This window comes from Roseateles sp. NT4, from assembly GCF_051857475.1.
Taxonomy (GTDB): domain Bacteria; phylum Pseudomonadota; class Gammaproteobacteria; order Burkholderiales; family Burkholderiaceae_C; genus Pelomonas.
On record NZ_JBPZGZ010000001.1, the window covers coordinates 356496 to 378415 of the forward strand.

The following is a 21920-nucleotide window of genomic DNA, read 5'->3' on the forward strand; positions in this document are numbered from 1 at the left end:
TTTGGGCCCGGTGATTGATTCTACGCAGACTGAGCGACCAAGGAGTCGAGGCCTTCAATCACCGTCAGGCCACGAGCCAATCCGGCCTGGACCATGGCATCGGCGCCGGCAGAGTCGCCGCCGATCCGCAGCACAACGTCGCATCGCTGCAGCAGGGCCTGGGCATTGGGATGGAACCAACGGTCCCAGGTCGCATCGCCCCGCTGGCCGCCTGCCGCTGCGATCAGCGGAAGCGTGACCCATTCGCCCAGCACGGGTACATGGCCCCGGGCGGCCACCTGCACGGCGGCGTCCTGCATGGCCTTCACATTCGCAGCGATGAGCTCCTCGCGGTCGCCCGTGCCACTGCGGTAGGGCCCGGCAATGAAGACCAGCAGCGGTCCCGGCTGAGGTGCCGGTCCGAACACATGCCGCTCGGCCCAGCGCAGCAGCATGATGGTCTTGGCATCGACGATGCCACCCGCCTCTACCTGGCGCATGGCCTCGTCGAAGCCGATCTCGAAGCGGGCGATGTCCTCACCCTCGTCGACCAGGCCGCCGCCTGCGCCGACGAGATCGCCGTCCTCGTACTCGGCCGCAAAGAAGTGAAGCTTCTCGGTCACCGAACCCGGGCTCATATAGGACTCGAAAAGCGGCTGCACCTCGCGGAGCTTCACACCGGCCTCCTGCTCGGCCTCGGCGCGGATGCAGCTGACGGGGTCGTTCTCGTCCAGCAGCCCGGCGACCACTTCCACCATCAAATGCTGCCAGCCATTCACGAAGACGGGATAGCGGAACTGCCGCGTCAGCAGCACGCGGCGGCGGGCGCGCTGGTAGAGCAGGATGCATGCGCCGTTGCCGCGGTCATAGGTCTCGCGGTCCTGGGTCTGCCATTGGCCATCGCTGCGCAGGAAGTCGAAGCGGGTCGTCTTCAGCGTGTACCAGTTGTCGGACAGCAGCCGCTCCTGCTGGACGCGTACCCGTTCCGGCAGGGGCAGGGTGGCAATGCGTGAATGGATCTGGTCTTGCATGTTATTTCCTGACTTGAAAACAAATCATGCACAATCATGCAAAACCATGCAATCCCAAAGATGCTGACCGAGCAACGCCACCTGGACATCCTGGAAGAACTGCAGCGCGCAGGCCGGGTGCTGGCGCGCGAGCTGGCCGAGCGCCTGCAGGTATCGGAGGACACCGTCCGCCGCGACCTGCGCGATCTCGCCTCCCGTGGCGCCCTGCAGCGCGTGCACGGCGGCGCGCTGCCGGTGTCGCCCGCCCTCGTCAACCTGGCGCGGCGCAGCAGCATCGCGGTCGACGAGAAGCAGGCCCTGGGTCGGCATGCGGCCTCGCTGATTGCCGACGGCCAGCTCGTCTTCATCGATGGCGGCACCAGCACCCTGGCCATGGTCCAGCAACTGCCCGCCACGCTGCGTGCCACGGTGGCGACCCACAGCCCCGTCATCGCCGCGGCGCTGATCGAGCATCCGACGGTCGAGGTGCTGATGCTGGGCGGGCGCCTCTTCAAGCATTCCGGCGTGGCCGTCGGCGCGGGCGTGGCCCAGGCCATCCAGGCGCTGCGGGCCGACTGCTATTTCCTCGGCGTGACGGGCGTGGAGGCCGGCTTCGGCCTGTCCACCGGCGACGCCGAGGAGGCCCAGGTCAAGGCCCTGCTGATGGCCAGCGCCGCCGAGACGGTGCTGATGGCCAGCAGCGACAAGCTGGGCAAGGTCTCGCCTTATCGCGTGGCGCCGCTGTCGGCGCTTTCCACCCTCATCGTCACGCCGCAGGCCGACCCGGCACAGCTCGACGCGCTGCGCCTGCCGGGCCTGGACGTGCAGCTCAGTGGCTGAAGAACTTGCGGTGGATGCGCCGTGTCGTCTGCCAGACGGCCAGCAGCACGAAGGGAATGGCCGCGCCGGCCGCGAGTTCGGGCTGCACCGGCAGCCAGCCCTCGGCCTTCAGGGCCTTGAAGAAGTAGAGCAGCAGGCTGACGACGTAATAGGTGATGGCCGCGATGGACAGGCCTTCGACGGTGGCCTGCATGCGCAGCTGGGTGGCCTGGCCGCTGTTGAGCTGGGCCAGCAGCTGCTGGTTTTGCGCCTCGGTGGCGATGTCCACCCGCGTGCGCAGCAGGGCGCTGGCGCGTGAGATGCGCTGCGACAGCCCGGCCAGGCGTTGGGCCGTTGCGTTGACCGTCGCCATGGCCGGCGAGAGTCGGCGCTGCATGAATTCGCCCAGGCTCTGCGTGCCGGCCACCTTGCCTTCGTGCAGCTCTTCGATGCGTGCCTCGACGATGGCCTGGTAGGCCTGGGTGGCGGCGAAGCGGTACTGGTGCGAGGCCGTCGCATGCTCGATGCGGGCGGCCGTCGAGATCAGGTCGTCCAGCAGCTCGGCTTCCGATGCGCCGCGTGTCTCCAGCCGTGCGGTGATGTTGGCCAGTGTTGCCTCCACCTCGGCCAGCGTGCCGCCCAGGGACTTGGCCGCCGGCAGGCCGCGCAGGGCCATCAGGCGGTAGGTCTCCAGCTCCAGCAGGCGCTGGCAGATGCGACCGGCGCGGGTCTCGGGCGTGCCGGGTTCGGCCAGCACGACGATGTGCTCGAAGCCGGTGGCACGCAGGCAGAAATCGGTCACCACCAGCGAATGGCCGCCCATGGTCGACGCGACGACGGCATGGGCGCCGAACCAGTCGCGGGCTTCGGCGAGCGCGCTGGGCGCGAAGGTGAGCGGGCGCTCGATCATGACGAGCTTGATGGCCGCAAAGGTGCGACCCGGGATGCGGCCCAGCCAGTCACCGGGGGCGCGCAGGGCCAGGCTATCGAGGGTCTGGGCACTGGCGACCGCATCGGCGGGCAGCGGCTGCACCACCGCATAGCGCGTGAACTCGGCATGGCGCTCCCACTTCAGCGAGAACTCGCCGCAGCGCAGGCGCAGGAAGTTGGCGTTCAGCGCTTCGAGGGCCAGATCGTGCTGGCCGGGCAACTGGCGCAGATGGGCATGCTCGTCCTTGCGGCTGACACCGTCGTTGAGCACGGCGATGTGCACGATGACGGCCGGCAGGCGGATGCGCGCCGGTGGCCGGGCATGCACCTCGTTGTGCAGGGCCAGGCGCAGGGCGTCGTCGGGAGGGAGCAGGCTGTCTTCGTGCATGGGGCCCCAGGCTAGTGCCTAGAGAAGGCAATGGGTGTGGTCGATAAAATTCCAGGCTTCGTACATCAGCAGGGCGTCCTCCTCATGCAAGCTTCGTTCCCGCCCGTCGTCATTTCCGGCACCGGCATCTACCGCCCGCCCCACGTCATCACCAATGCCGAGCTGGTCGAGGCCTTCAATGCCTATGCCGACCTGCAGAACGCCGAGCATGCCGAGGCCATTGCGGCGGGCGAGCGTGTCGCCCTGACGCACTCCAGCGTCGAGTTCATCGAGAAAGCTTCGGGCATCAAGCAGCGCTATGTCATCGAAAAGGACGGCGTGCTGGACCCGACGCGCATGTACCCTCGCTTCGCACCGCGCGGCGACAGCGAGATCTCGCTGATGGCCGAGATTGCCGTCGTGGCCGCCAAACAGGCTCTGGAGCAGGCCGGCAAGACCGGGGCCGACATCGACGCCGTGCTCTGCTCCAGCGCCAATATGCAGCGCGCCTATCCGGCCATGGCGGTCGAGATCCAGCAGGCCTTGGGTGCTGGCGGCTACGGCTTCGACATGAATGTGGCCTGCTCCTCGGCCACCTTTGCCCTGGAGCAAGCCTTCAATGCGGTGCGCTCGGGTGCTTCCAAATGCGTGCTCGTGGTCAACCCCGAGATCACCTCGGCCCACCTCGAGTGGCGCGACCGCGACTGCCATTTCATCTTTGGCGACGTCTGCACGGCCCTCATCGTCGAGCGCGCTGAAGACGCCACCGGGCCTGACCAGTGGGAGATCCTCGGTACCCAGCTGGCCACGCAGTTCAGCAGCAACATCCGCAACAACTTCGGCTTCATGAACCGCGCCGAAGACCGCGATCCCGCCGACCGCGACCTGACCTTCTACCAGGAGGGCCGCAAGGTCTTCAAGGAAGTCGTTCCCATGGCTGCGGCGCATATCGAGGCCCATCTGCACAAGCTGGGCCTGGAGCCGACGCAGATGCGTCGCTACTGGCTGCACCAGGCCAACCAGGGCATGAACCAGCTCGTCATCAAGAAGCTGGTGGGAGCGGACGCCGGCGACGATGTCGCGCCGCTGATCCTGAACGAGTACGCCAACACAGCCTCTGCCGGTTCCATCATCGCCTTCCACGAGCACCGGGCCGATCTCAAGGCCGGCGAGGCCGGGGTCATCTGCTCCTTCGGCGCGGGCTATTCCATCGGCAGCGTCGTCGTGAAGAAGCGCTGAGCGTGGCCGCCGGCCGTTCGGTTATCTTTCAGCTCCCATTGCCTCTGGGGATGATCATGAATCGACAACTCGTGGCCGGTCTCGTTCTGGCGCTCGTGGCCGGCCTGGCTCAAGCCCAGGCGCCCAAGCAGTTCGAATTCAGGGTCGCCGAGGTCGGCTCGCACATCCTGGGGACCTCGGGCCGAGCCGAAGGCCTGCCGCTGAACCGCCGCTATGCGGAACTCGATGCCGGCGAGAAGGCCAAGGTCAGGGCCAACTACGAGGCCATGCCGGCCGGCGACGAACCACCCTATCCCGCCGACGGCCTGCTGCCGGTCTTCAAGGCCGTGCAGACGGCCAAGCAGGCGTCCCTGGGCCAGCTGACGCTGGTGGCCGACGTGGACAGCGCCGGCAAGGTCAGGCATGTGGACACCTTCGGCAAGGTCGATGCCGAATTCGCGCGTTTCGCGGCACGGGTGCTGGCGGCCACACCCTTCAAGCCGGGCCGCTGCGCCGGCAAGCCTTGCAATATGCAGTACGTGCTGAAGATGCAGATCGCCGGCCTCTAGCCTCCAGCCGGTCACTCAGAAGCGCAGCGACAGCCCCACCGTCCAGGCCCAGTCGGGCGTGTTGTGGTTCAGGCCGCGGAACACTGCCGTGTCCAGCTGCACATCGTTGGTCATCTGCCAGGCCACCCCCGTGCCCGCCGTGACGACATTGCCGCCGTTGCGGGCCGAGGCCAGTTGCTGGCCGGCAATCTCGGCAAAGCCGTGCAGCTTCTCGCCCAGCGGGATGCCGAGGCTGGCAGACAGCACGGCGGCCGTGTAGCGCTGATCGGCATCATTGCGGTCCGTGAGGACGCCAGCCATGGTGCCGAGAGAAAAGCCGGCGGGCAGCTCCCATTGCGCCAGGAAACTCAGGCTGGGCCTGAGGCCGTGGCCCTTGAAGACGCCACTGCCCGTGGGTGTCTTCACGTCGACCAGCACACCCAGGCCGGGCTTGCCCTCGTCGCCATCCTGCAGCTGCCACTTGAAGCCCAGGCCCAGGTCGCCGCGGCCGCTGGCGTCGGGGTTGCGCTGGTGCAGGGCGCCGTCGCTGTCCAGCCTCAGCTCGAGGTCATGGCCCAGCCCCAGGCGCAGCAGCGTCGGCGTCGAGCGCAGCCGTGACGAGCCGTCGCGCTGCCAGGCGCCGCTGGTCTCGAGCTGGAATCGGCCGGCGGCCATCACGTCGGGACCGTTGGTGAAGTCGGGGCGATCGGGCGAGATCGCGTCGTCGCCGGCCTGGGCGGCAGTGCTGGCGGCGAGCAGGAGCAGCAGGGCAAGTCTCATGCGGTCCACTCTAGCGGCTGAGCTATCGTGGCGACCATGTCTTCCCTTTCATTTTTCTGGCACGACTACGAGACCTTCGGCCGCGTGCCGCGCCGCGACCGCCCGGCCCAGTTCGCCGGCCTGCGCACCGATGCCGAGCTCAACGAGATCGGCGAACCGCTGATGCTGTACTGCCAGCCGGCGCCCGACTACCTGCCCGACCCCGAGTCCTGCCTGCTGACGGGCATCCTGCCCCAGCATTGCCTGCAGCAGGGTGTGCCCGAGCATGAATTCGCCGCGGCCATCGAGACCGTGCTGGCCCTGCCCAACACCATCGGCGTGGGCTACAACAGCATCCGCTTCGACGACGAGGTCACGCGCCATCTGTTCTGGCGCAACCTCATCGACCCCTACGGCCGCGAATGGCAGAACGGCTGCGGCCGCTGGGATCTGCTGGACGTGGTGCGCTGCGCCTACGCGCTGCGACCGGACGGCCTGGAATGGCCCAAGCACGAGGACGGTCGCCCCAGCTTCAAGCTCGAACACCTGACCATCGCCAACGGCGTGGCCCACGAGGCGGCCCACGATGCGCTGTCCGACGTGCGGGCCACCGTGGCGCTGGCGCGCAAGCTGCGCAACGCGCAGCCCAAGCTGTGGGACTTCTGCGTCAAGCTGCGCAGCAAACAGGCGGTGTGGGACGAGATTGGCATCGGCAAGCCCTTTCTGCACATCTCCGGCATGTACGGCCCCGAGCGCGGCTGCATTGCCATGGTCTGGCCGCTGGCACCCCACCCCACCAACAAGAACGAGCTCATCGTCTGGGACTGCGCGGTGGACCCGACGGAGCTCCTGACGCTGAATGCCGCCGCCATCCGCGAGCGCATGTTCACCAAGCAGGAGGCCCTGCCCGAGGGCGTCACGCGCCTGCCCATCAAGACCATCCACGTCAACAAATCGCCCATCGTCATCGGCAATCTGAAAACGCTCAGTCCGGCCATGGCCGAGCGCTGGGGCCATGACGTCGACGCTCAGCAGGCCAACGCCCAGCTGCTGGCCGAGAAGGGCCGGCTGCTGGACGCCCTGTGGCTGGACGTCTTCCAGCGCGAGCCTTTCGCGCCGGCCGATGTCGACGAGGACCTCTACGGCGGCTTCATCGGCAACGACGATCGCCGCACGCTGAACCGTGTGCGCACGACGCCGCCCGAGCAGCTCACCGAGCGTGCGGCCCAGGGCAAGCTGGCCTTCCAGGACGGGCGCCTGGACGAGCTGGTGTTCCGCTGGCGCGCCCGCAACTTCCCGCAGAGCCTGTCGGCCGAGGAGACCGAGCGCTGGCAGGCCCATCTCGCCGCGCGCCTGCATGAAGGCGAGGGCGGCGCGCAGACGCTGTCGGCCTTCATGGAGCGCATCGACCAGTTGGGTGAGGCGGCGGACGAGCGCGGTGAGGCGATCCTGTCGGCGCTGTACGACTACGCAGAGCAGATCGCGCCCTGAAGCCGGTTTCTCCTCAGCTTTGGTGAGGCCGGCACAGGCGGCTTGAGATCACCATGGGGCCTTCCGCAAGGAGAGCCCCATGACGACGACTGCATCCACCGCCGCCCAGCAGACCGCCGCGGCCGCGTCCATCGCGAACGCCAGCCACGGCCGGCCGTCGATGGACAAGATCATCGTCGCCATCCACGGCATTGGCAGCCAGCTGCGCAGCGACACCATCCGCTCGGTAGCGCGCCGCTTTGGCGAACGGGCCGACCCGCCGCTGCCCGTCATGCCGCTGGGCTATTTCAATCTGGGGTCGGCGGCGACGGTGCGCATCAGCCGCCTGGATGCCCATGAGGATGACGAGCTGTCGCGCATCGGCTTTGCCGAGGTCTACTGGGCCGACATCCCCGGCCAGGTCGTCAAGGCCAACGACACGCTGGAAGAGACCAAGGCCTGGGGCCACACGGTGGTCAGCCGGGCCGAATCGCAGTACCGCCGGGACGTTCCCGATGGCCATCTGAAGCGTGAAGACTTCCAGCTCGGCACCGGCGTCGTCGACGAGATCGTCGAGACGGTGGGCGTGCTGGAGAAGCTGCTCGCCGTGCTGGCCCACATGGGCATCTTCAAGTTCGAACTGGCCCCGCTGCTGCGCGACTATGTGGGCGACGTCCAACTCGTCACCGACTTCCCCTACTACCGCCAGAAGATCCTGCACCGCTTCCACAGCGCGCTGGCCCAGATCGTGGCGACCTTCCAGCAGGCCTGCCCCGGTTGCGACCCCGAGATTCACATCGTGGCGCACAGCGAGGGCACCGTCATCAGCTTCCTCGGCCTGCTCGAAGCCCTGGCCGGCCGCCCCGTTGTCGACCCCGACAACCCGACCGGCGCGGCGGTCGACGACGGCTGGATCCGCTTCGTGCGCGGCTACATGACGATTGGCTCGCCCATCGACAAGCACATCGTGCTGTGGCCGGCGCTGTGGCGGGATCTCGACCTGCAATCCAGCGTCGTTGGCGGGCGCGTGCTCTTCGGCGACGCCAAGGCGCCGCGCCTGGTACTGGGGCAGAAGATCAAATGGCGCAACTACTACGACCTCGGCGACCCCATCGGCTTCAAGCTCGATTCGGCCGTGGGTTTCCTGAAGGAGGAGGGCTGCGAAGCCTTCGAGTTCGGCGCCGAGCATGACTACGGCTTCAGCCGCTACTGGCTGCCCGGCAAGGCGCACAACGACTACTGGAACGACCCCGAGGTCTTCGGCCATTTCATCGATGAGGTGGTACTGCCGGACCCGGCGGTGAAAGCCAAGGTGCCGGCCAGCAACTGGCTCATCGACCGCGTGAGCCTGGCCATCCCTTACGTCGCGAGCTTCCTGCTGCTGGTGGCCGCCGTCTTCCTGCTCTACAAGGGCGTCACCGAGGCGAAGGCGAGCTTCGATAGGCTGCCGCTGCAGATCCTGCTGATGAGTGGCCTGCTGATGGGCATCACCGCCGCAGCCCGACTGCCGCGGCTGGTGCACACCGGCGGCCTGCGCTGGCATCTGGCGGCGGCGCTTGCCTTTGCGGCCGGCGCGGCGCCTTTCTTTCACTGGCTGCCCGACGGGCCGGCGCGCTACCTCGGAGGACCGCTCACTACCTTGTTGGCCATGCCGATCACCGACGCCATCCTGGCGGGCAAGCTGGCTCTGGTGGCCGCTGCGGCCGTGATCGCCCTCAGCGGCTGGCTGCTGCCGCGCAAGCCCAACTGGGGGCGGCGCTGCTTGGTCCTGGTCGGCACTGTCGTGATTGCCTTCCTAGTGGGCTCGCGGCTGCTCGGGGCCGAAGCGGCTGGCGCTCCGCCCGCCTGGCCGGTGCTGCTCGCCGGCGCGGCCTTTCTCTACCTCTGGTGGCTGGCCATCCTGATCTTCGACCTCAGCTTCATCTGGCACCGCTACATCCGCCGCTCGGTCGCGGTCGACACGCTGAAGCAGTGGAAGCGGGGCCACGATGCGCGGCCGAATGCCAAGATGGGCCTGGGTGCTCCGGCCGCGCCGGTGCCACCGCCCGCGGCCAAGGCGGCGAGCTAGCGTTTCAGGTATTTGTCGCGCAGGGCGGTCTGGCGGTCGGCCAGTTCCACCTCACGGCCCTGCATGAAGACGCGCTCGATGCGCGTCGTCGGCTCCAGCGGGTTGCCGTCGGCCACGAAGAGGTTGGCCAGCTTGCCGACCTCGATCGAACCCAGCCTGTCGGCGATGCCGAGGATCTGGGCCGGGTAGAGGGTGACCGCCTTCAGGGCCTCGTCGTCGCTGAGGCCGAAGGCGCGGGCATGGGCGGCTTCGAAGGGCAGGTTGCGCTCGTTGGTCGAATCGCGGCCGCCGTCGGCGATGCAGTAGCGCACACCAGCTGCGGCGAGCTGGGCGGGCAGGGCGAAGAGGGCGTCCGGCGGGTCGTCGCGGCGCATCGGCAGGCGCAGCAAACCGTCGATGATGACGGGCACATTGCGCTCACGCAGCGTGTCGGCCACGCGCCAGGCATCGGCGCCGCCGCTGATGATGAGCTTGAGGCCATGGCGGGCCGCGAAGTCCAGCGCGAAGCGGATCTGCGCCAGGTCGTCCGCATGCATGACGACGGGCCGCACCGGCACAGCGCCGGGCGTGGCTGGCAGCACCGGGCGCATGGCCTCCCAGCGCGTGTCGATGGGCGTGGCCGGGTCGGCCGCACGGGCCAGGGCATAGGCCTTGGCCTGGTCGAAGCTGTCGTCCAGCAGCTTGAGCCGGGCATCGGTGGACTTGCGGATTTCCGCCAGGCGCGCCTCGGGCTGGTTGGGGAAGAGGGCGCTGTTCAACCGCAGCCGCGGCACGGCGATATGCAGGCCGACCTCGGGGACGAGGGCCATGTCCTGCCAGTTCCAGCCTTCCAGCTGCAGCAGGGCCGAGGTGCCGGCGATGAGCCCGGTGCGGCCGGCCTCGGGCACGGACAGGGCTGCCAGCACGCCGCCGGCGCGGGTGATGGGCAGCAGCTCGCTGTCGGCATTGAAGGCGACCAGGGCGCGCGCATTCGGGTTCAGTGCGCCGGTCTCGCTGCTGTCCATGGACGCGTTGACCGAGCGGATCTCGGCCAGGCCCAGACTGGTGTTGGCCGCGACCATGCCGGGATAGACATGGCGGCCGCCGAGGTCGACCGTCTTCGCGCCGGCGGGTGCGGCCAGCTCGGCGCCGCCGATCGCACGGATCCTGCCGGCTTCGATCAGCAGGCTGCCGTTGGCGATCACGGGGCCGCTGACCGTGTGGACGGTGGCGTTGCGCAGCAGCAGGGGCTCGTGCTGCGGCGGGGGCGGGGTGTTGGGCGTGGCCTGGGCGGTGAAGGCGGCTGCCAGCAGGGCCGTGATGAGAGCGAGCTTCATGTCAGTACGCGTCCACGGTGCATTCATGCCAGGCGTCGCCGCCAAAATAGCTTTGGCGGTCGCGGTTGGCTTCGTGCAGCCAGCGCTGCAGCTCGAGCTGGTCCAGCGCCGCGGCCACTGGGGTCGCGGGGCGCCCCTCGGGCGGTGACGCGGCCTTGGCCCGTTCAGGCAGGGCCAGGGCCACGAGGCGGGCACGTTCGGCGCGGTCGCGTTCGCGCAGCTGAGCGTCCTCGCCACGGTCGAAGTAGCGCCGGCCGTCGATCCAGGTCTGTTCGGCCTTGGCCGCGCTGGACAGCGGGTTGGCGCTCCAGATGACGAAGTCGGCGTCCTTGCCCACTTCCAGCGAACCGACGCGATTGGCTATGCGCAGCTGCTTCGCGGAATTGATGGTCACGAACTTCAGCGCCTCGGCCTCGTTCATGCCCCAGTCCTTGCCGCCGTAGCGCAGGGCCTTGGCGGCCTCGGTGTTGAGGCGGCGCGCCAGTTCGTCGCTGTCGGAGTTGAAGCTGGTCAGCACGCCGGCCTTGCGTGTCATGGCGCCGTTGTAGGGAATGGCGTCCTGCACCTCGACCTTGTAGCCCCACCAGTCCGAGAAGCCCGAAGCGCCGGCGCCGATGGCGGCGATCTCGGGCGCGACCTTGTAGGCCTCCAGCACATGCTGGAAGGTGGCGACGTCCAGGCCGAATTCCTTGGCCACGGCGATGAACATCAGGATCTCGTCGGCGCGGTAGCTGTGGATGTGGATGGCGCGCTTCTTCTCCAGCAGCTCGACCAGCGTGTCCATCTGCAGGTCGCGGCGCGTGTGCGGGTCGGCCTTGCGGCGCTCGCGGTAGACCTGGGCCGCCAGGAAGGCGTCTCGCATGACCTGCTCCACGCCCATGCGCGTGGCCGGGTAGCGTGGGTCGGCGTCGGCCGCCGCGGGGAAGTTGGCGCGCTTGACGTTCTCGCCGAGCGCGAACTTGATGCCGGGCTGCGCACCCTCGAACTTCAGCGCCTCGGCGTCCTGCCCCCAGCGCAGCTTGATGATCTGGTTCTGGCCGCCGATGGCATTGGCCGAGCCGTGCAGCAGGTTGGCGCTGGTCACGCCGCCGGCGAGCTGGCGGTAGAGGCTGATGTCGGTGGCGTCCACCACGTCGCCGATACGCACCTCGGCCGTCACCGAGTGGGCGAACTCGTTGATGCCGCGGTTGATGGCGGTGTGGGAGTGGGCATCGATGATGCCGGGCGTCAGATGCTTGCCTGCGGCGTCGATGACGACCGCGCCGCTCGGTGCGGTCAGGCCCTTGCCGATGGCGGCAATGCGGCCGTCGCGCACCAGCAGGTCGGTCGCTTCGAGATTGCCGGCGGCGGCACTGGTCCAGACCGTCGCGTTGCGCACCAGCACGGCAGCCGGCCGCTCGGGCAGCGCCGTGCGGCCGAAGACACCGGCAGGGAAGGTGGCGGGCGAGGGTGCTGCGACGACAGGCGGCTTGGGCGCGGGGGGCTCGAAAGCTGCGGTGCGCGTGGCCGTCCAGGCCTGGGTGCGGCCGTCGGCCAACGTCAGCGCGCCGACCAGTGTCGCGCCGCGGCCTTCCAGGCGCAGGCTGGTGCCGCCTTCGCAGGGCCAGCGCAGCAGCAGTTCGCGGCCGCGCTGCTGCAGCTCGCAGGCCTTGCCGTCGACCTGCAGCGTGGGCTTGGCGCGTGTGCCGGCTATCTGCCAGCTCTGCTCGACACCGCCCGCGGGCTTCACCGTCCAGCGCCCGCGGGCATCGAAGCGCTCCCAGGCTTCGGTCGGCAGGGGCTGGCCATCGACAAAGGCGATTTCGACCTCGGCCTGCTCGCTGGTGAAGAGATCGCCGCTGGCGACGATGACGTCGGCGAGTTGGCCAGGCGCCAGGCGCCCCAGGCGTGGCTGGTTCAGCAGCCTGGCCGGCGTGGTTGTCAGTGCGGCGAGCGCCGCCTCGGGCGTGAGGCCGCGCTGCACGGCCTGGCGCAGCCGTGGCCAGAAGTCCTTCTTCAGGTCCTTGACGCCCTGGGTCGAGATCGCGAACTCGACACCGGCTGCCTGCAGGGCCGCAGCATTGCCGGGCGCCCGCTCCCAGTGCTGCAGCAGTTGCAGCGGCACGTCCAGGGCGCTCTCGGGCTGCTCAACCTCGGGCGCGGCCGGGTAGGCCAGCGGCAGGATGACGGGCAGGCCCAGGGCCTTGAGTTGGGCGGCCTTGCGGTACTCGTGGCCGGTGCCTTGGGCGATCAGCTTCAGGCCGAACTCATCGCGCAGCTTGGCGATGCGCAGCAGGTCTTCCTCGTCCAAGGCTTCGTGAATGATGGGCTGCTTGGCCGCCAGGGCCGGGGCGAGCGCATTCAGGCTGGCATTGAACTCGCGCCGCTCGCCCTTGGGCGCGGGGCCTGCGGCCCATTGGGCGTTCAGCAGGGTCTGGCGTTCCAGCGCGATGCTGCCCATCAGCGAGGTCGGGTAGCTCAGGTTGCCGGCGCGACCGCCGCTCTCGAAGTCGAAGGTCGTGTACTCGTGGGCCAGGTGCTGGGCCACGTCGCTGGCCAGCACCAGGCTGCGGGCGTCGGCGCCCTCTTTGGGTATGTTCTGCAGGCTGATCAGCGCGCTCTGGCCGCGGAAAACCGCGCCCGTGGGCGGCAGCGACAGGGCCGTCGTGAAACCCTGTTCGCGCGCTGCTCGAACATCTTCGGCCTTGATCTCCAGCGCCGCGGCTTGGCGGAACTCGCTGCGCACCCAGCGCTGGCCCGGCGTGAGGCCCTTGGCCTTGGACGACTCGACGCGGCCCTGGCCGAGGCTGCTGGCGGCGTCGATGAAACCGGCATAGACGGTGCGGCCGTTCAACGCCCAGACCTTGGCACCGGCCGGCGGCTTGACGTCGGCGCCGACGGCGACGATGACGCCATCCCGCATGACCAGGGTGCCGTTCTCGACCACCTGGCCTGGCGCCAGCACGAGGCGTGCGCCGGTCAGTGCATGCCAGCGCGGTGTTGCGTCGCGCAGACCCTGAGGGATTTCACTGAGCTGCTGGGCCTGGGTCAGGCCGGTGAGCAGGGCGAGCAGGGAGACCGGGAGCAGACGCATCGTCTCGTCGAGTCATGGCGCCGTGGTACGGCAAGGACGCGGACTCTAATGCCGTGATCTGCGTCATGGCCGAAACCCGGCAGTCCTGCGATAGTCGGACCTAGAAGATCGACTCGGAGACCCCCATGAGCAGCGCTACTCCCGCCTCGACCGAGGACACCACCTCCGCCCGCCTGCGTGCCCTGTTGGTACGCGCGCCCACCGCCGTTGCCTTTGTCGCCGGCCAGCGTTTCGAGGTGGTCAGCGAGGAGTTCAACCACCTGTTCGGCTTTGGCGACGACAACGAGCTCTCCGGCCAGGGCACGCGTGTCGTGCACACGACGGACATGGCCCACACGGCCCTGCACGAGCGCGCTGCCGCCGCCTTTGCAGCCGGCCGGCCGCTGGACGAGGAGATCGAATACGTCAAGCGCGACGGCCACCGCTTCTGGGGCCGCTTGCAGGCCACACCGGTGCACTGGGATGCGCCGACCGGCGAGTCGCTGTGGATCGTCGAGGACGTGAGTGCCGCTCGCGCCCTGCGCCTGCAGCCCACCTGGACGGCCAAGCACGACGCCATCACCGAACTGGCCAACCGCCGCGAGTTCGAGCGTCGCCTGGGCGAGCATGTCGGCAGCCGCCGCAACGAGCCGGTCTCGGTGCTGTGGGTGGATGTCGACCGCTTCAGCGAGGTCATCAAGGACATGGGTGCCGAGGTGGGTGACCATTTCCTTTACGGCCTGGGCCAGATGCTGATCAGCAAGGTGCGGGCTTCCGACCTCGTTGCCCGCCTGGAGGAAGACCATTTCGCCATCCTGCTGCCCGACTGCGACCAGCACTACGCCCAGATCATTGCCGAGAAGGTGCGCTCCGCCATCGCCAGCTACCGCCTGCGCTGGGGCCTGCACCGCACCCGCGTGAAGGCCTCCCTGGGCGTGGTGCAGATCCAGCCGACATTGGGTACGGTGGACGCCGTGCTGGGCGGCGCGGCCCTGGCTTGTACCGAGGCCAAGGCGGCGGGCGGCGACAGCGTGCGCGTCTTTGTCTCGGCCGGCGGCTATGAGGAACTCGCGGGCTGATTTCACGCTTGACCGCGTGGCGATCCCCGGAAATGCGGGGTTTTTCGGCTTTTGTTCTAAAGTTCAGCCAGGTGCTGCCGATTTACGGCCGAAGTGCCCAATGACTGAATCCCGATGAACGTCGCCCTGTCCTCCGCCCTGACTGGCATCTCGTCCGCGAACGAGCGCCTGCGCGCGTCGTCGGCGAACATCGCCAACCTGGCGGCCAGCAACCAGAGCCGACCCAGCCCCGAGCCGACCAATGTCGACAAGGTGCCCCAGCGCGAGATCAACCCGGCCAATGAGATCGTCGAGCAGCAGTCCGCGGCCTATGCCTATGTGGCCAACCTGAAGGTGCTGCAGACGCAGATCAACACCACCGGCGCCTTGCTGGACATCAAGGCCTGATCGGCCTTTCCCCGACGACAAGCGGCCTCAGGCCGCTTTTTCTTTGCCCGCCTCTTCCAGTGCCACGCAGCGGCCGGCGGCCCATTCCTCGGTGAGCTGGTCGCGCAGAGCCAGGGTTTCGGCGCGCTGGCGCTCCAGGTCGGCCGCCAGCTTGTCGATCTGGGCCAGGCGATCGTTCAACCCCTTCAAGATGAGGTCATGGGGCAGGCCGTCATGGCAGGCAGCAAACAGTTCGCGCAGCTGGTCCAGACCGAAGCCCAGGCGCTGGCCGAGCTGGATCATCTGCAGGCGTTGCAGGGCGGCGTCGCCGTACTGGCGATAGCCATTGCTGCCGCGTTCGGCGGCCGGCAGCAGCCCGCTGGACTCGTAGAAACGGATGGCGGAGGTGGCCATGCCGGTGCGTTGGGACAGTTCGCCGATCTTCATGCAGGAGTCGCTTGACTTTCAAGTTGGCTTGAAGCTTAGCATCCGCGGCGCTTCAACTGCCAACCCGTCCTGCCATGTCCGCCAGCTCCCTCTTCCAGCCCCTGACCTTGCCCAACGGCCGCCAATTGCCCAACCGCCTCGTCAAGGCGGCGATGGAAGAGGGCCTGGCTGACCCGGGGCAAGTGCCGGGCGAAGGCTTTGTGCGCCTTTATCGGCGCTGGGCCGAGGGCGGTGTCGGCCTGATGCTGACCGGCAATGTCATGGTCGACCCCGCGGCCCTGACCGGCCCGGGCGGTGTCGTGCTGGACGAGAACTCGCCGCTGGACGGTTTCAAGGCCTGGGCCAAGGCCGCCCGCAGCGGCGGCGGCCAGGTCTGGATGCAGATCAACCATCCCGGCCGCCAGGTGTTTGCCGCCATGGGGGAGCCGGCGCTGAGCGCCTCGGCCGTGGCCCTCGACCTGGGCAAGCATTCCAGGCTGTTCGCCGCGCCCCAGCCCATGAGCGAGGCCCAGATCGCGGCCGTCATTCAGCGTTTTGCGACGACGGCGCGGCGCGCGGCCGAGGCGGGCTTCGATGGCGTACAGGTCCATGCCGCCCATGGCTATCTGCTCAACCAGTTCCTGTCGCCACTGAGCAACCGACGCGAGGACCGCTGGGGCGGCGGCCTGGAGAACCGCGCCCGTCTGCTGATCGAGGTCGTGCGTGCCGTGAAGGCGGCCGTGCCGGCGGGCTTCGGCGTCGGCGTGAAGCTGAATTCCGCCGACTTCCAGCGCGGCGGCTTCAGCCAGGAGGATGCGCGCGGTGTCGTCGCGCTGCTGAACGGCGAGGGCCTGGACCTGCTGGAGCTGTCCGGCGGCAGCTATGAAAGCCCAGCCATGCAGGGCCGCACCGCCGATGGGCGCACGCTGGCGCGCGAGGCCTATTTCCTGGAGTTCGCCCGAGACCTGGCCGGTGTCGCCACCATGCCGCTGATGACGACCGGCGGCATCACCCGCCCGGCCGTGGCCGAGCAAGTGCTGGCCGAAGGCGTCGCCCTGGTCGGCCTGGGCACGGCCCTGGCGATGGCACCCGAGCTGCCGCGCCAATGGCAGGCCGGCGAGGACCGCGTGGCGCCGCGGCCCCAGGTCGGCTGGAAGGACAAGGTCATGGTGGGTCTGGCCACCATGGCCCTGGTGCGCCGCCAACTGCAGCGCATGGCGGCCGGCAAGGCGCCGCAGGCCAAGTCCTCGCCGCTGTGGACGCTGATCGCGGATCAGCTCCGCACCAAGCGGCTGACACGCCGTTACCGTGGCTGGCGGGCCGCGCGCGCCTGATTTCACCCCGTTTGCGCGGCGGCTCCGTAGAAGCAGAGGACCCCACCCTTTGCGAAGGAACCGCCATGAGCTCACCACTCCCCCTGCGCCGCCGCACCGCCTTGCTGCAGCTGGCCGCACTGACCGGCCTGGCCGGGCTTCATGCTGGCTGCGCTGCTGCCGTCCAGCAGCCCCTGCTGGACATGCAACTGGTCGACCGCGACAGCGGCGCAACCCTCACTCAATACCCCGGCCGCGGCCGTCGCTACAGCCCGGGCACGCCGGGCTCGCGCTATGCCATCCGGCTCAGCAACCGCAGCGGCGAGCGCGTGCTGGTGGTGCTGTCGGTGGACGGCGTCAATGCCATCACCGGCGACACGGCGGCCTTCAACCAGTCGGGCTATGTGCTGAGCCCCGGCGAGAGCTATGACATCACGGGCTGGCGCAAAAGCGACCAGCAGATTGCGGCCTTCGAGTTCACGTCCCTGGGCGACTCCTATGCCGCCCGCACCGGGCGGCCGGCCAATGTGGGTGTGATCGGTGCCGCGGTGTTCCGTGAGGTCTATGTGCCGCCGCCCGTGGTTGACGAGGCGCCCCCCGTGTCGTCTGCCGCGCCCATGGCGCCCAGCCCCATGGCGCGCCTGAACGGCGCCGCGGCGGACGCGGCAGCGCCGGCACGCGAAAGTGCCGGTCGCGCCGAGGCCGAGCGCTCGGCACGCGCCAAGCTTGGCACCGGCCATGGCGCCGCGGAGTGGTCACCCATCGCCCACACGGGCTTTCAGCGGCGCACGCCCCAACCCGATCAGTTGCTGGAGATCCACTACGACAGCCAGGCCAATCTGATGGCGGCCGGCATCATGCCCCGGCCGATGGCGCAGCTGCCGCGCTCCTTCCCCAACAGCAGCGGCGGCTATGTGCCCGATCCGCCGCCGCGCTGGTGAGGTTGCGCCTGATGCGGCCGACCGTGCTGACGGCGTAGCATCCGCGCCGCATGGTGGTTGCGAATGAACCTGCCGACGAAGAGCTCATCGCCCGCTATCTGCGCGGCGACATGGGCGCGTTCGACCGCCTCTACCGCCGCCACGACCGCAAGACCTTCGCCTTCATCCGCCAGATGCTCCACCCCACGGACCGTGCCACGGTGGAGGACCTGCACCAGGAAGGCTGGCTGGCCGTGGCAAGCAAGGCCGCCAGCTTCACGCCCGCCAAGGCAAAGTTCTCGACCTGGCTCTACACCGTGCTGCGCAACCGGGTGGTGGACCACCTGCGGGCGCGCCCGCCCCAGGGGGATGACGAGGCCGACCCCGACCTGCTCGCCTCGTCTGCCAATGGCCCCGAGCAGCAGCTGGTGTCCAAACGTCTCGTGCAGGCCGTGGAGGGCGGCCTGTTGCGCCTGTCCGTCGAGCAGCGGGAGGCCTTCCTGCTCTTCACCGTCGTCGAGCTCAGCCTCGCCGAGATTGCCGACGTGACCCAGGCCCACCCCGAAACCGCCAAGACCCGCCTGCGCTATGCGCGGGAGGCGCTGCGGCATCGTCTGAGCGAGTGGCGCGATGGCTGAGTTCGACCCCACCCCGCCCAAGGACGTGGACGAGGCCGCGTATGCCGCAGCTCTGCTCGGCGACGACACGGGCCGCGAGCAGCGCCATGCAAGGCTGATGGCGGCCTTGCCGCGGCCGGAGGCGGCTGCGGCCGTGCCGGTCTCGGACAGCAGCCTGGCCTGGCGTTGGCAGCCCTATGCCTGGGGCCTGGCCGCCGGCGTGCTGCTGCTGGCCACCGTTCTGCTGCTGAAGGGGCGGCCCGCTGAGCCCACAAAGACCCTTGATCCGCGCCTGGCAGCCGGCCCGGCCGCCTCGGCGCCGGTCGTGGTGGCCCAGGCAGAACCGCCGCGCGAGGCGGCGCCTCAAGCGCCGGCTGCCGTGGCGCCTCCCGTTGCGGCCAAGATCATTCCGTCCAGGCCGCCTGCCATGCAGCTTCCACCGCCCATGGTGGTGGCGGATGCGAGCATGCCGCAGCAGCGCAAGGAGGCCGAAGCGGCCGTGACGGTGGCGGCCGAGTCGGCACGACAGGCGGTGGAGCCGCCGCCAGCCGCTCCCGTCATGGCTGCGGCACCACCGCCGGTGATGGCACCCAAGCCCGTTGTGCCGCCGGCGGCTGCGGTGACGGCTGCCGCCCCGGTTGCGCCGTCGTCCAACCAGGCCGAGGCCCTGGCGCGGGCCGACAGCGCAGCAGGCCTGGCTTCGGCTCGCGCCCGCATGTCCCTGGCAGCTTCCGAGCCGGTGAAGCTGATGACGCCGGCGGAATCCTTCCTGCTGGCGGCCGTCAACCATGCGGACCTGGCGACGGCCCGCTCGGCCCTGCAGTCCGGTGCCTCGGCCCATCTGCGTGATGACCAAGGCCGCACGGTCCTGATGCTGGCCGCACGCACCGGCTCTCGCGAGATGGTGGAGCTGCTGCTCGCCGCCGGCGCCCGCAAGGCCGACCGCGATCCCCAGGGCCTGACGGCTGCCGACCATGCCCGCTCCGTGGGGCAACTCGAACTGGCTGAACAGCTGCGATAGGCCAAAAAAAAGCCCGCCGGGTGGCGGGCTTTGGCTAGGCGTCGAGCGCTCAGGCGGCCACGGTCTTGGCGGTGTCTGCGTACTCTTCGATCTGGTCGAAGTTCAGGTACTTGTAGACGCTGGCCGTGTCCTTGTTGATGATGCCCATGGCCTCGTGGTATTCGGCCACCGTCGGGATCTTGCCCAGCTTGGACGCGATGGCGGCCAGTTCGGCCGAGGCCAGGAACACATTGGTGTTCTTGCCCAGGCGATTGGGGAAGTTGCGGGTCGAGGTGGACACGACGGTCGCGCCTTCACGCACCTGGGCCTGGTTGCCCATGCACAGGCTGCAGCCCGGCATTTCGGTGCGGGCACCGGCGGTGCCGAAGGCGGCGTAATGGCCTTCCTTGATCAGCTCGCTCTGGTCCATCTTGGTCGGCGGCGCCACCCACAGCTTGACCGGGATGTCGCGCTGGCCGCCCAGCAGCTTGGCCGCGGCGCGGAAGTGGCCGATGTTGGTCATGCAGGAGCCGATGAAGGCTTCGTCGATCTTGGTGCCGGCCACATCGGACAGGGTCTTGGCGTCGTCAGGATCGTTGGGGCAGCAGAGGATGGGCTCCTTGATGTCGGCCAGGTCGATCTCGATGACGGCGGCGTATTCGGCGTCCTTGTCGGCTTCCAGCAGCTCCGGCTTGGCCAGCCAGGCTTCGACCTTCTCGATGCGGCGCTGCAGCGTCTTTGCGTCGGCATAGCCGTCGGCGATCATGTTCTTCATCAGCACGACGTTGGAGGTCAGGTACTCCTTGATCGGGGCCGGGTTCAGCTTGATCGTGCAGCCGGCGGCCGAGCGCTCAGCGGAGGCGTCGGACAGCTCGAAGGCTTGCTCGACCTTCAGGTCAGGCAGGCCTTCGATCTCGAGGATGCGGCCCGAGAACACGTTCTTCTTGCCGGCCTTGGCGACGGTCAGCAGACCGGCCTTGATGGCGTACAGCGGAATGGCGTGCACGAGGTCGCGCAGCGTCACGCCGGGCTGCATTTCGCCCTTGAAGCGCACCAGCACCGACTCCGGCATGTCCAGCGGCATCACGCCGGTGGCGGCGCCGAAGGCCACCAGGCCGGAGCCGGCCGGGAAGCTGATGCCGATGGGGAAGCGGGTGTGCGAGTCGCCACCGGTGCCGACGGTGTCGGGCAGCAGCAGGCGGTTCAGCCAGCTGTGGATGACGCCGTCACCCGGGCGCAGGGCCACGCCGCCGCGGTTGCTGATGAAGGCGGGCAGCTCGCGGTGGGTCTTGACGTCCACCGGCTTCGGGTACGCAGCCGTGTGGCAGAAGGACTGCATGACCAGGTCGGCCGAGAAGCCCAGGCAGGCCAGGTCCTTCAGCTCGTCGCGGGTCATGGGGCCGGTGGTGTCCTGCGAGCCGACCGTCGTCATCTTGGGCTCGCAGTAGGTGCCCGGGCGCACGCCCTGGCCTTCCGGCAGGCCGACGGCGCGGCCGACCATCTTCTGCGCCAGCGTGAAGCCGGCCTTGGTCTCGGCAGGGGCCGCGGGCAGGCGGAACAGCGTGGAGGCGGGCAGGCCCAGGAACTCGCGCGCCTTGGCGGTCAGCGAGCGGCCGATGATGAGGTTGATGCGGCCACCGGCGCGCACTTCGTCGAACAGCACATCGCTCTTGAGCTTGAACTCGGCGACGGTCTGGCCGTTCTTCACCAGCTTGCCGTCATAGGGCAGCACGTCGATGACGTCGCCCATCTCCAGCTTGCTGACGTCGACTTCGATGGGCAGGGAGCCCGAGTCTTCCTGGGTGTTGAAGAAGATGGGGGCGATCTTGCCGCCCAGGGTCACGCCGCCGAAGCGCTTGTTGGGCACGAAGGGGATGTCTTCGCCGGTGGCCCAGATGACCGAGTTGGTGGCGGACTTGCGCGAGGAACCCGTGCCGACGACGTCGCCGACATAGGCCACGACATGGCCCTTCTTCTTCAGGTCGTCGATGAACTGCATCGGGCCGCGCTTGCCGTCTTCCTCGGGCTTGAAGGCCGCGTCGCTGCGCGTGTTCTTCAGCATGGCCAGGTAATGCAGCGGGATGTCCGGGCGGCTCCAGGCGTCGGGGGCGGGCGACAGGTCGTCGGTGTTGGTCTCGCCGGGCACCTTGAAGACGGTGACGGTGATCTTCTTCTCGACTTCAGGCCGGCTGGTGAACCACTCGGCGTCGGCCCAGCTCTTCATCACTTCCTGGGCCTTGGCGTTGCCGGCCTTGGCCTTGGTGGCGACGTCGTTGAAGTAGTCGAACATCAGCAGGGTCTTCTTCAGGCCCTCGGCGGCTTGCGTCGCGACTTCGGCGTCGTCCAGCAGCTCGATCAGCGGATGCACGTTGTAGCCGCCCACCATGGTGCCCAGCAGCTCGGTGGCCTTGGCCTTGGAGATCAGGCCGACCTGGATGTCGCCGTGGGCCACGGCGGCCAGGAAGCTGGCCTTGACCTTGGCGGCATCGTCCACGCCCGGGGGCACGCGGTGGGTCAGCAGGTCCAGCAGGAAGGCGTCTTCACCGGCCGGCGGGGCCTTGATCAGCTCGATCAGTTCGGCGACCTGCTTGGCGTCCAGCGCAAGGGGCGGGATGCCGAGGGCGGCGCGCTCAGAAGTGTGTTGGCGGTAGGCGGCAAGCATG

General features: G+C 68.8%; 17 protein-coding genes and 1 pseudogene. 11 read left to right on the forward strand and 7 right to left on the reverse strand.

Going from position 1 to position 21920, the window contains the following annotated elements; genetic code table 11:
- Positions 1–407 precede the first annotated feature (407 nt).
- Positions 408–1010, reverse strand: a pseudogene (locus tag ACS5PN_RS01650) (NUDIX domain-containing protein); the annotation flags it as partial.
- A gap of 60 nt (positions 1011–1070) precedes the next feature.
- On the opposite strand from ACS5PN_RS01650, the gene ACS5PN_RS01655 reads away from it, so the two are divergent.
- Complete coding sequence (locus ACS5PN_RS01655; RefSeq protein WP_439462202.1) at positions 1071–1829, forward strand: DeoR/GlpR family DNA-binding transcription regulator; 759 nt, start codon at positions 1071–1073, stop codon at positions 1827–1829.
- Here the strand turns inward: ACS5PN_RS01655 and ACS5PN_RS01660 are convergent.
- The gene (locus ACS5PN_RS01660) at positions 1819–3126 is read right to left on the reverse strand and encodes a DUF3422 family protein (RefSeq protein WP_439462203.1); all 1308 of its coding nucleotides are present in this window, start codon (positions 3124–3126) and stop codon (positions 1819–1821) included. The two genes, ACS5PN_RS01655 and ACS5PN_RS01660, sit on opposite strands and share 11 nt — an antisense overlap.
- 84 nt (positions 3127–3210) lie before the next feature.
- Here ACS5PN_RS01660 and ACS5PN_RS01665 point away from each other — a divergent pair, with 84 nt between their 5' ends.
- Together ACS5PN_RS01665 and ACS5PN_RS01670 are read left to right on the forward strand one after the other, a co-directional pair.
- Positions 3211–4344, forward strand: coding sequence for a beta-ketoacyl-ACP synthase III (locus ACS5PN_RS01665; RefSeq protein ID WP_439462204.1), 1134 nt, complete (start codon positions 3211–3213; stop codon positions 4342–4344).
- 56 nt (positions 4345–4400) lie between these two features.
- Entirely contained in the window at positions 4401–4892 is a 492-nt protein-coding gene (locus ACS5PN_RS01670) for a hypothetical protein (RefSeq protein WP_439462205.1), read from the forward strand.
- Positions 4893–4907: 15 nt separating this feature from the next.
- Here ACS5PN_RS01670 and ACS5PN_RS01675 read toward each other — a convergent pair whose 3' ends face one another.
- Positions 4908–5651 (reverse strand): transporter, encoded by a 744-nt coding sequence (locus tag ACS5PN_RS01675; protein WP_439462206.1) that lies wholly within the window; start codon positions 5649–5651, stop codon positions 4908–4910.
- 36 nt (positions 5652–5687) lie between these two features.
- Here ACS5PN_RS01675 and sbcB point away from each other — a divergent pair, with 36 nt between their 5' ends.
- Both sbcB and ACS5PN_RS01685 read left to right on the forward strand, forming a co-directional pair.
- Positions 5688–7121 (forward strand): exodeoxyribonuclease I, encoded by a 1434-nt coding sequence (gene sbcB / locus ACS5PN_RS01680; protein ID WP_439462207.1) that lies wholly within the window; start codon positions 5688–5690, stop codon positions 7119–7121.
- A gap of 79 nt (positions 7122–7200) precedes the next feature.
- A complete protein-coding gene (locus ACS5PN_RS01685; protein ID WP_439462208.1) occupies positions 7201–9168 on the forward strand; it encodes an MFS transporter in 1968 nt (655 codons plus the stop codon).
- Here the strand turns inward: ACS5PN_RS01685 and ACS5PN_RS01690 are convergent.
- Positions 9165–10484 (reverse strand): amidohydrolase family protein, encoded by a 1320-nt coding sequence (locus ACS5PN_RS01690; protein ID WP_439462209.1) that lies wholly within the window; start codon positions 10482–10484, stop codon positions 9165–9167. The two genes, ACS5PN_RS01685 and ACS5PN_RS01690, sit on opposite strands and share 4 nt — an antisense overlap.
- 1 nt (position 10485) lies before the next feature.
- Complete coding sequence (locus tag ACS5PN_RS01695) at positions 10486–13557, reverse strand: amidohydrolase family protein (RefSeq protein ID WP_439462210.1); 3072 nt, start codon at positions 13555–13557, stop codon at positions 10486–10488.
- A 125-nt stretch (positions 13558–13682) separates the two neighbouring features.
- On the opposite strand from ACS5PN_RS01695, the gene ACS5PN_RS01700 reads away from it, so the two are divergent.
- Both ACS5PN_RS01700 and ACS5PN_RS01705 read left to right on the forward strand, forming a co-directional pair.
- Positions 13683–14615 (forward strand): GGDEF domain-containing protein, encoded by a 933-nt coding sequence (locus ACS5PN_RS01700; RefSeq protein ID WP_439462211.1) that lies wholly within the window; start codon positions 13683–13685, stop codon positions 14613–14615.
- A gap of 114 nt (positions 14616–14729) precedes the next feature.
- Positions 14730–15002: a hypothetical protein gene (locus ACS5PN_RS01705; protein WP_439462212.1), complete on the forward strand. Its 273-nt coding sequence runs from the start codon at positions 14730–14732 to the stop codon at positions 15000–15002.
- 27 nt (positions 15003–15029) lie between these two features.
- Here ACS5PN_RS01705 and ACS5PN_RS01710 read toward each other — a convergent pair whose 3' ends face one another.
- Positions 15030–15428, reverse strand: coding sequence for a MerR family transcriptional regulator (locus ACS5PN_RS01710; RefSeq protein ID WP_439462213.1), 399 nt, complete (start codon positions 15426–15428; stop codon positions 15030–15032).
- A gap of 74 nt (positions 15429–15502) precedes the next feature.
- Here ACS5PN_RS01710 and ACS5PN_RS01715 point away from each other — a divergent pair, with 74 nt between their 5' ends.
- The 4 genes from ACS5PN_RS01715 (at position 15503) to ACS5PN_RS01730 (ending at position 19278) form a co-directional block, all read left to right on the forward strand.
- A complete protein-coding gene (locus tag ACS5PN_RS01715) occupies positions 15503–16741 on the forward strand; it encodes an NADH:flavin oxidoreductase/NADH oxidase family protein (protein ID WP_439462214.1) in 1239 nt (412 codons plus the stop codon).
- A 65-nt stretch (positions 16742–16806) separates the two neighbouring features.
- On the forward strand, positions 16807–17661 hold the full coding sequence (locus tag ACS5PN_RS01720; protein ID WP_439462215.1) for a hypothetical protein: 855 nt from the start codon (positions 16807–16809) through the stop codon (positions 17659–17661).
- 50 nt (positions 17662–17711) lie between these two features.
- Positions 17712–18278, forward strand: coding sequence for a sigma-70 family RNA polymerase sigma factor (locus ACS5PN_RS01725; protein WP_439462216.1), 567 nt, complete (start codon positions 17712–17714; stop codon positions 18276–18278).
- Positions 18271–19278, forward strand: coding sequence for an ankyrin repeat domain-containing protein (locus tag ACS5PN_RS01730; protein WP_439462217.1), 1008 nt, complete (start codon positions 18271–18273; stop codon positions 19276–19278). Before ACS5PN_RS01725 ends, ACS5PN_RS01730 begins: the two co-directional genes overlap by 8 nt.
- A gap of 49 nt (positions 19279–19327) precedes the next feature.
- Here the strand turns inward: ACS5PN_RS01730 and acnB are convergent, their stop codons facing one another.
- Positions 19328–21919: a bifunctional aconitate hydratase 2/2-methylisocitrate dehydratase gene (gene acnB, locus ACS5PN_RS01735; protein WP_439462218.1), complete on the reverse strand. Its 2592-nt coding sequence runs from the start codon at positions 21917–21919 to the stop codon at positions 19328–19330.
- Position 21920: the final 1 nt, after the last annotated feature.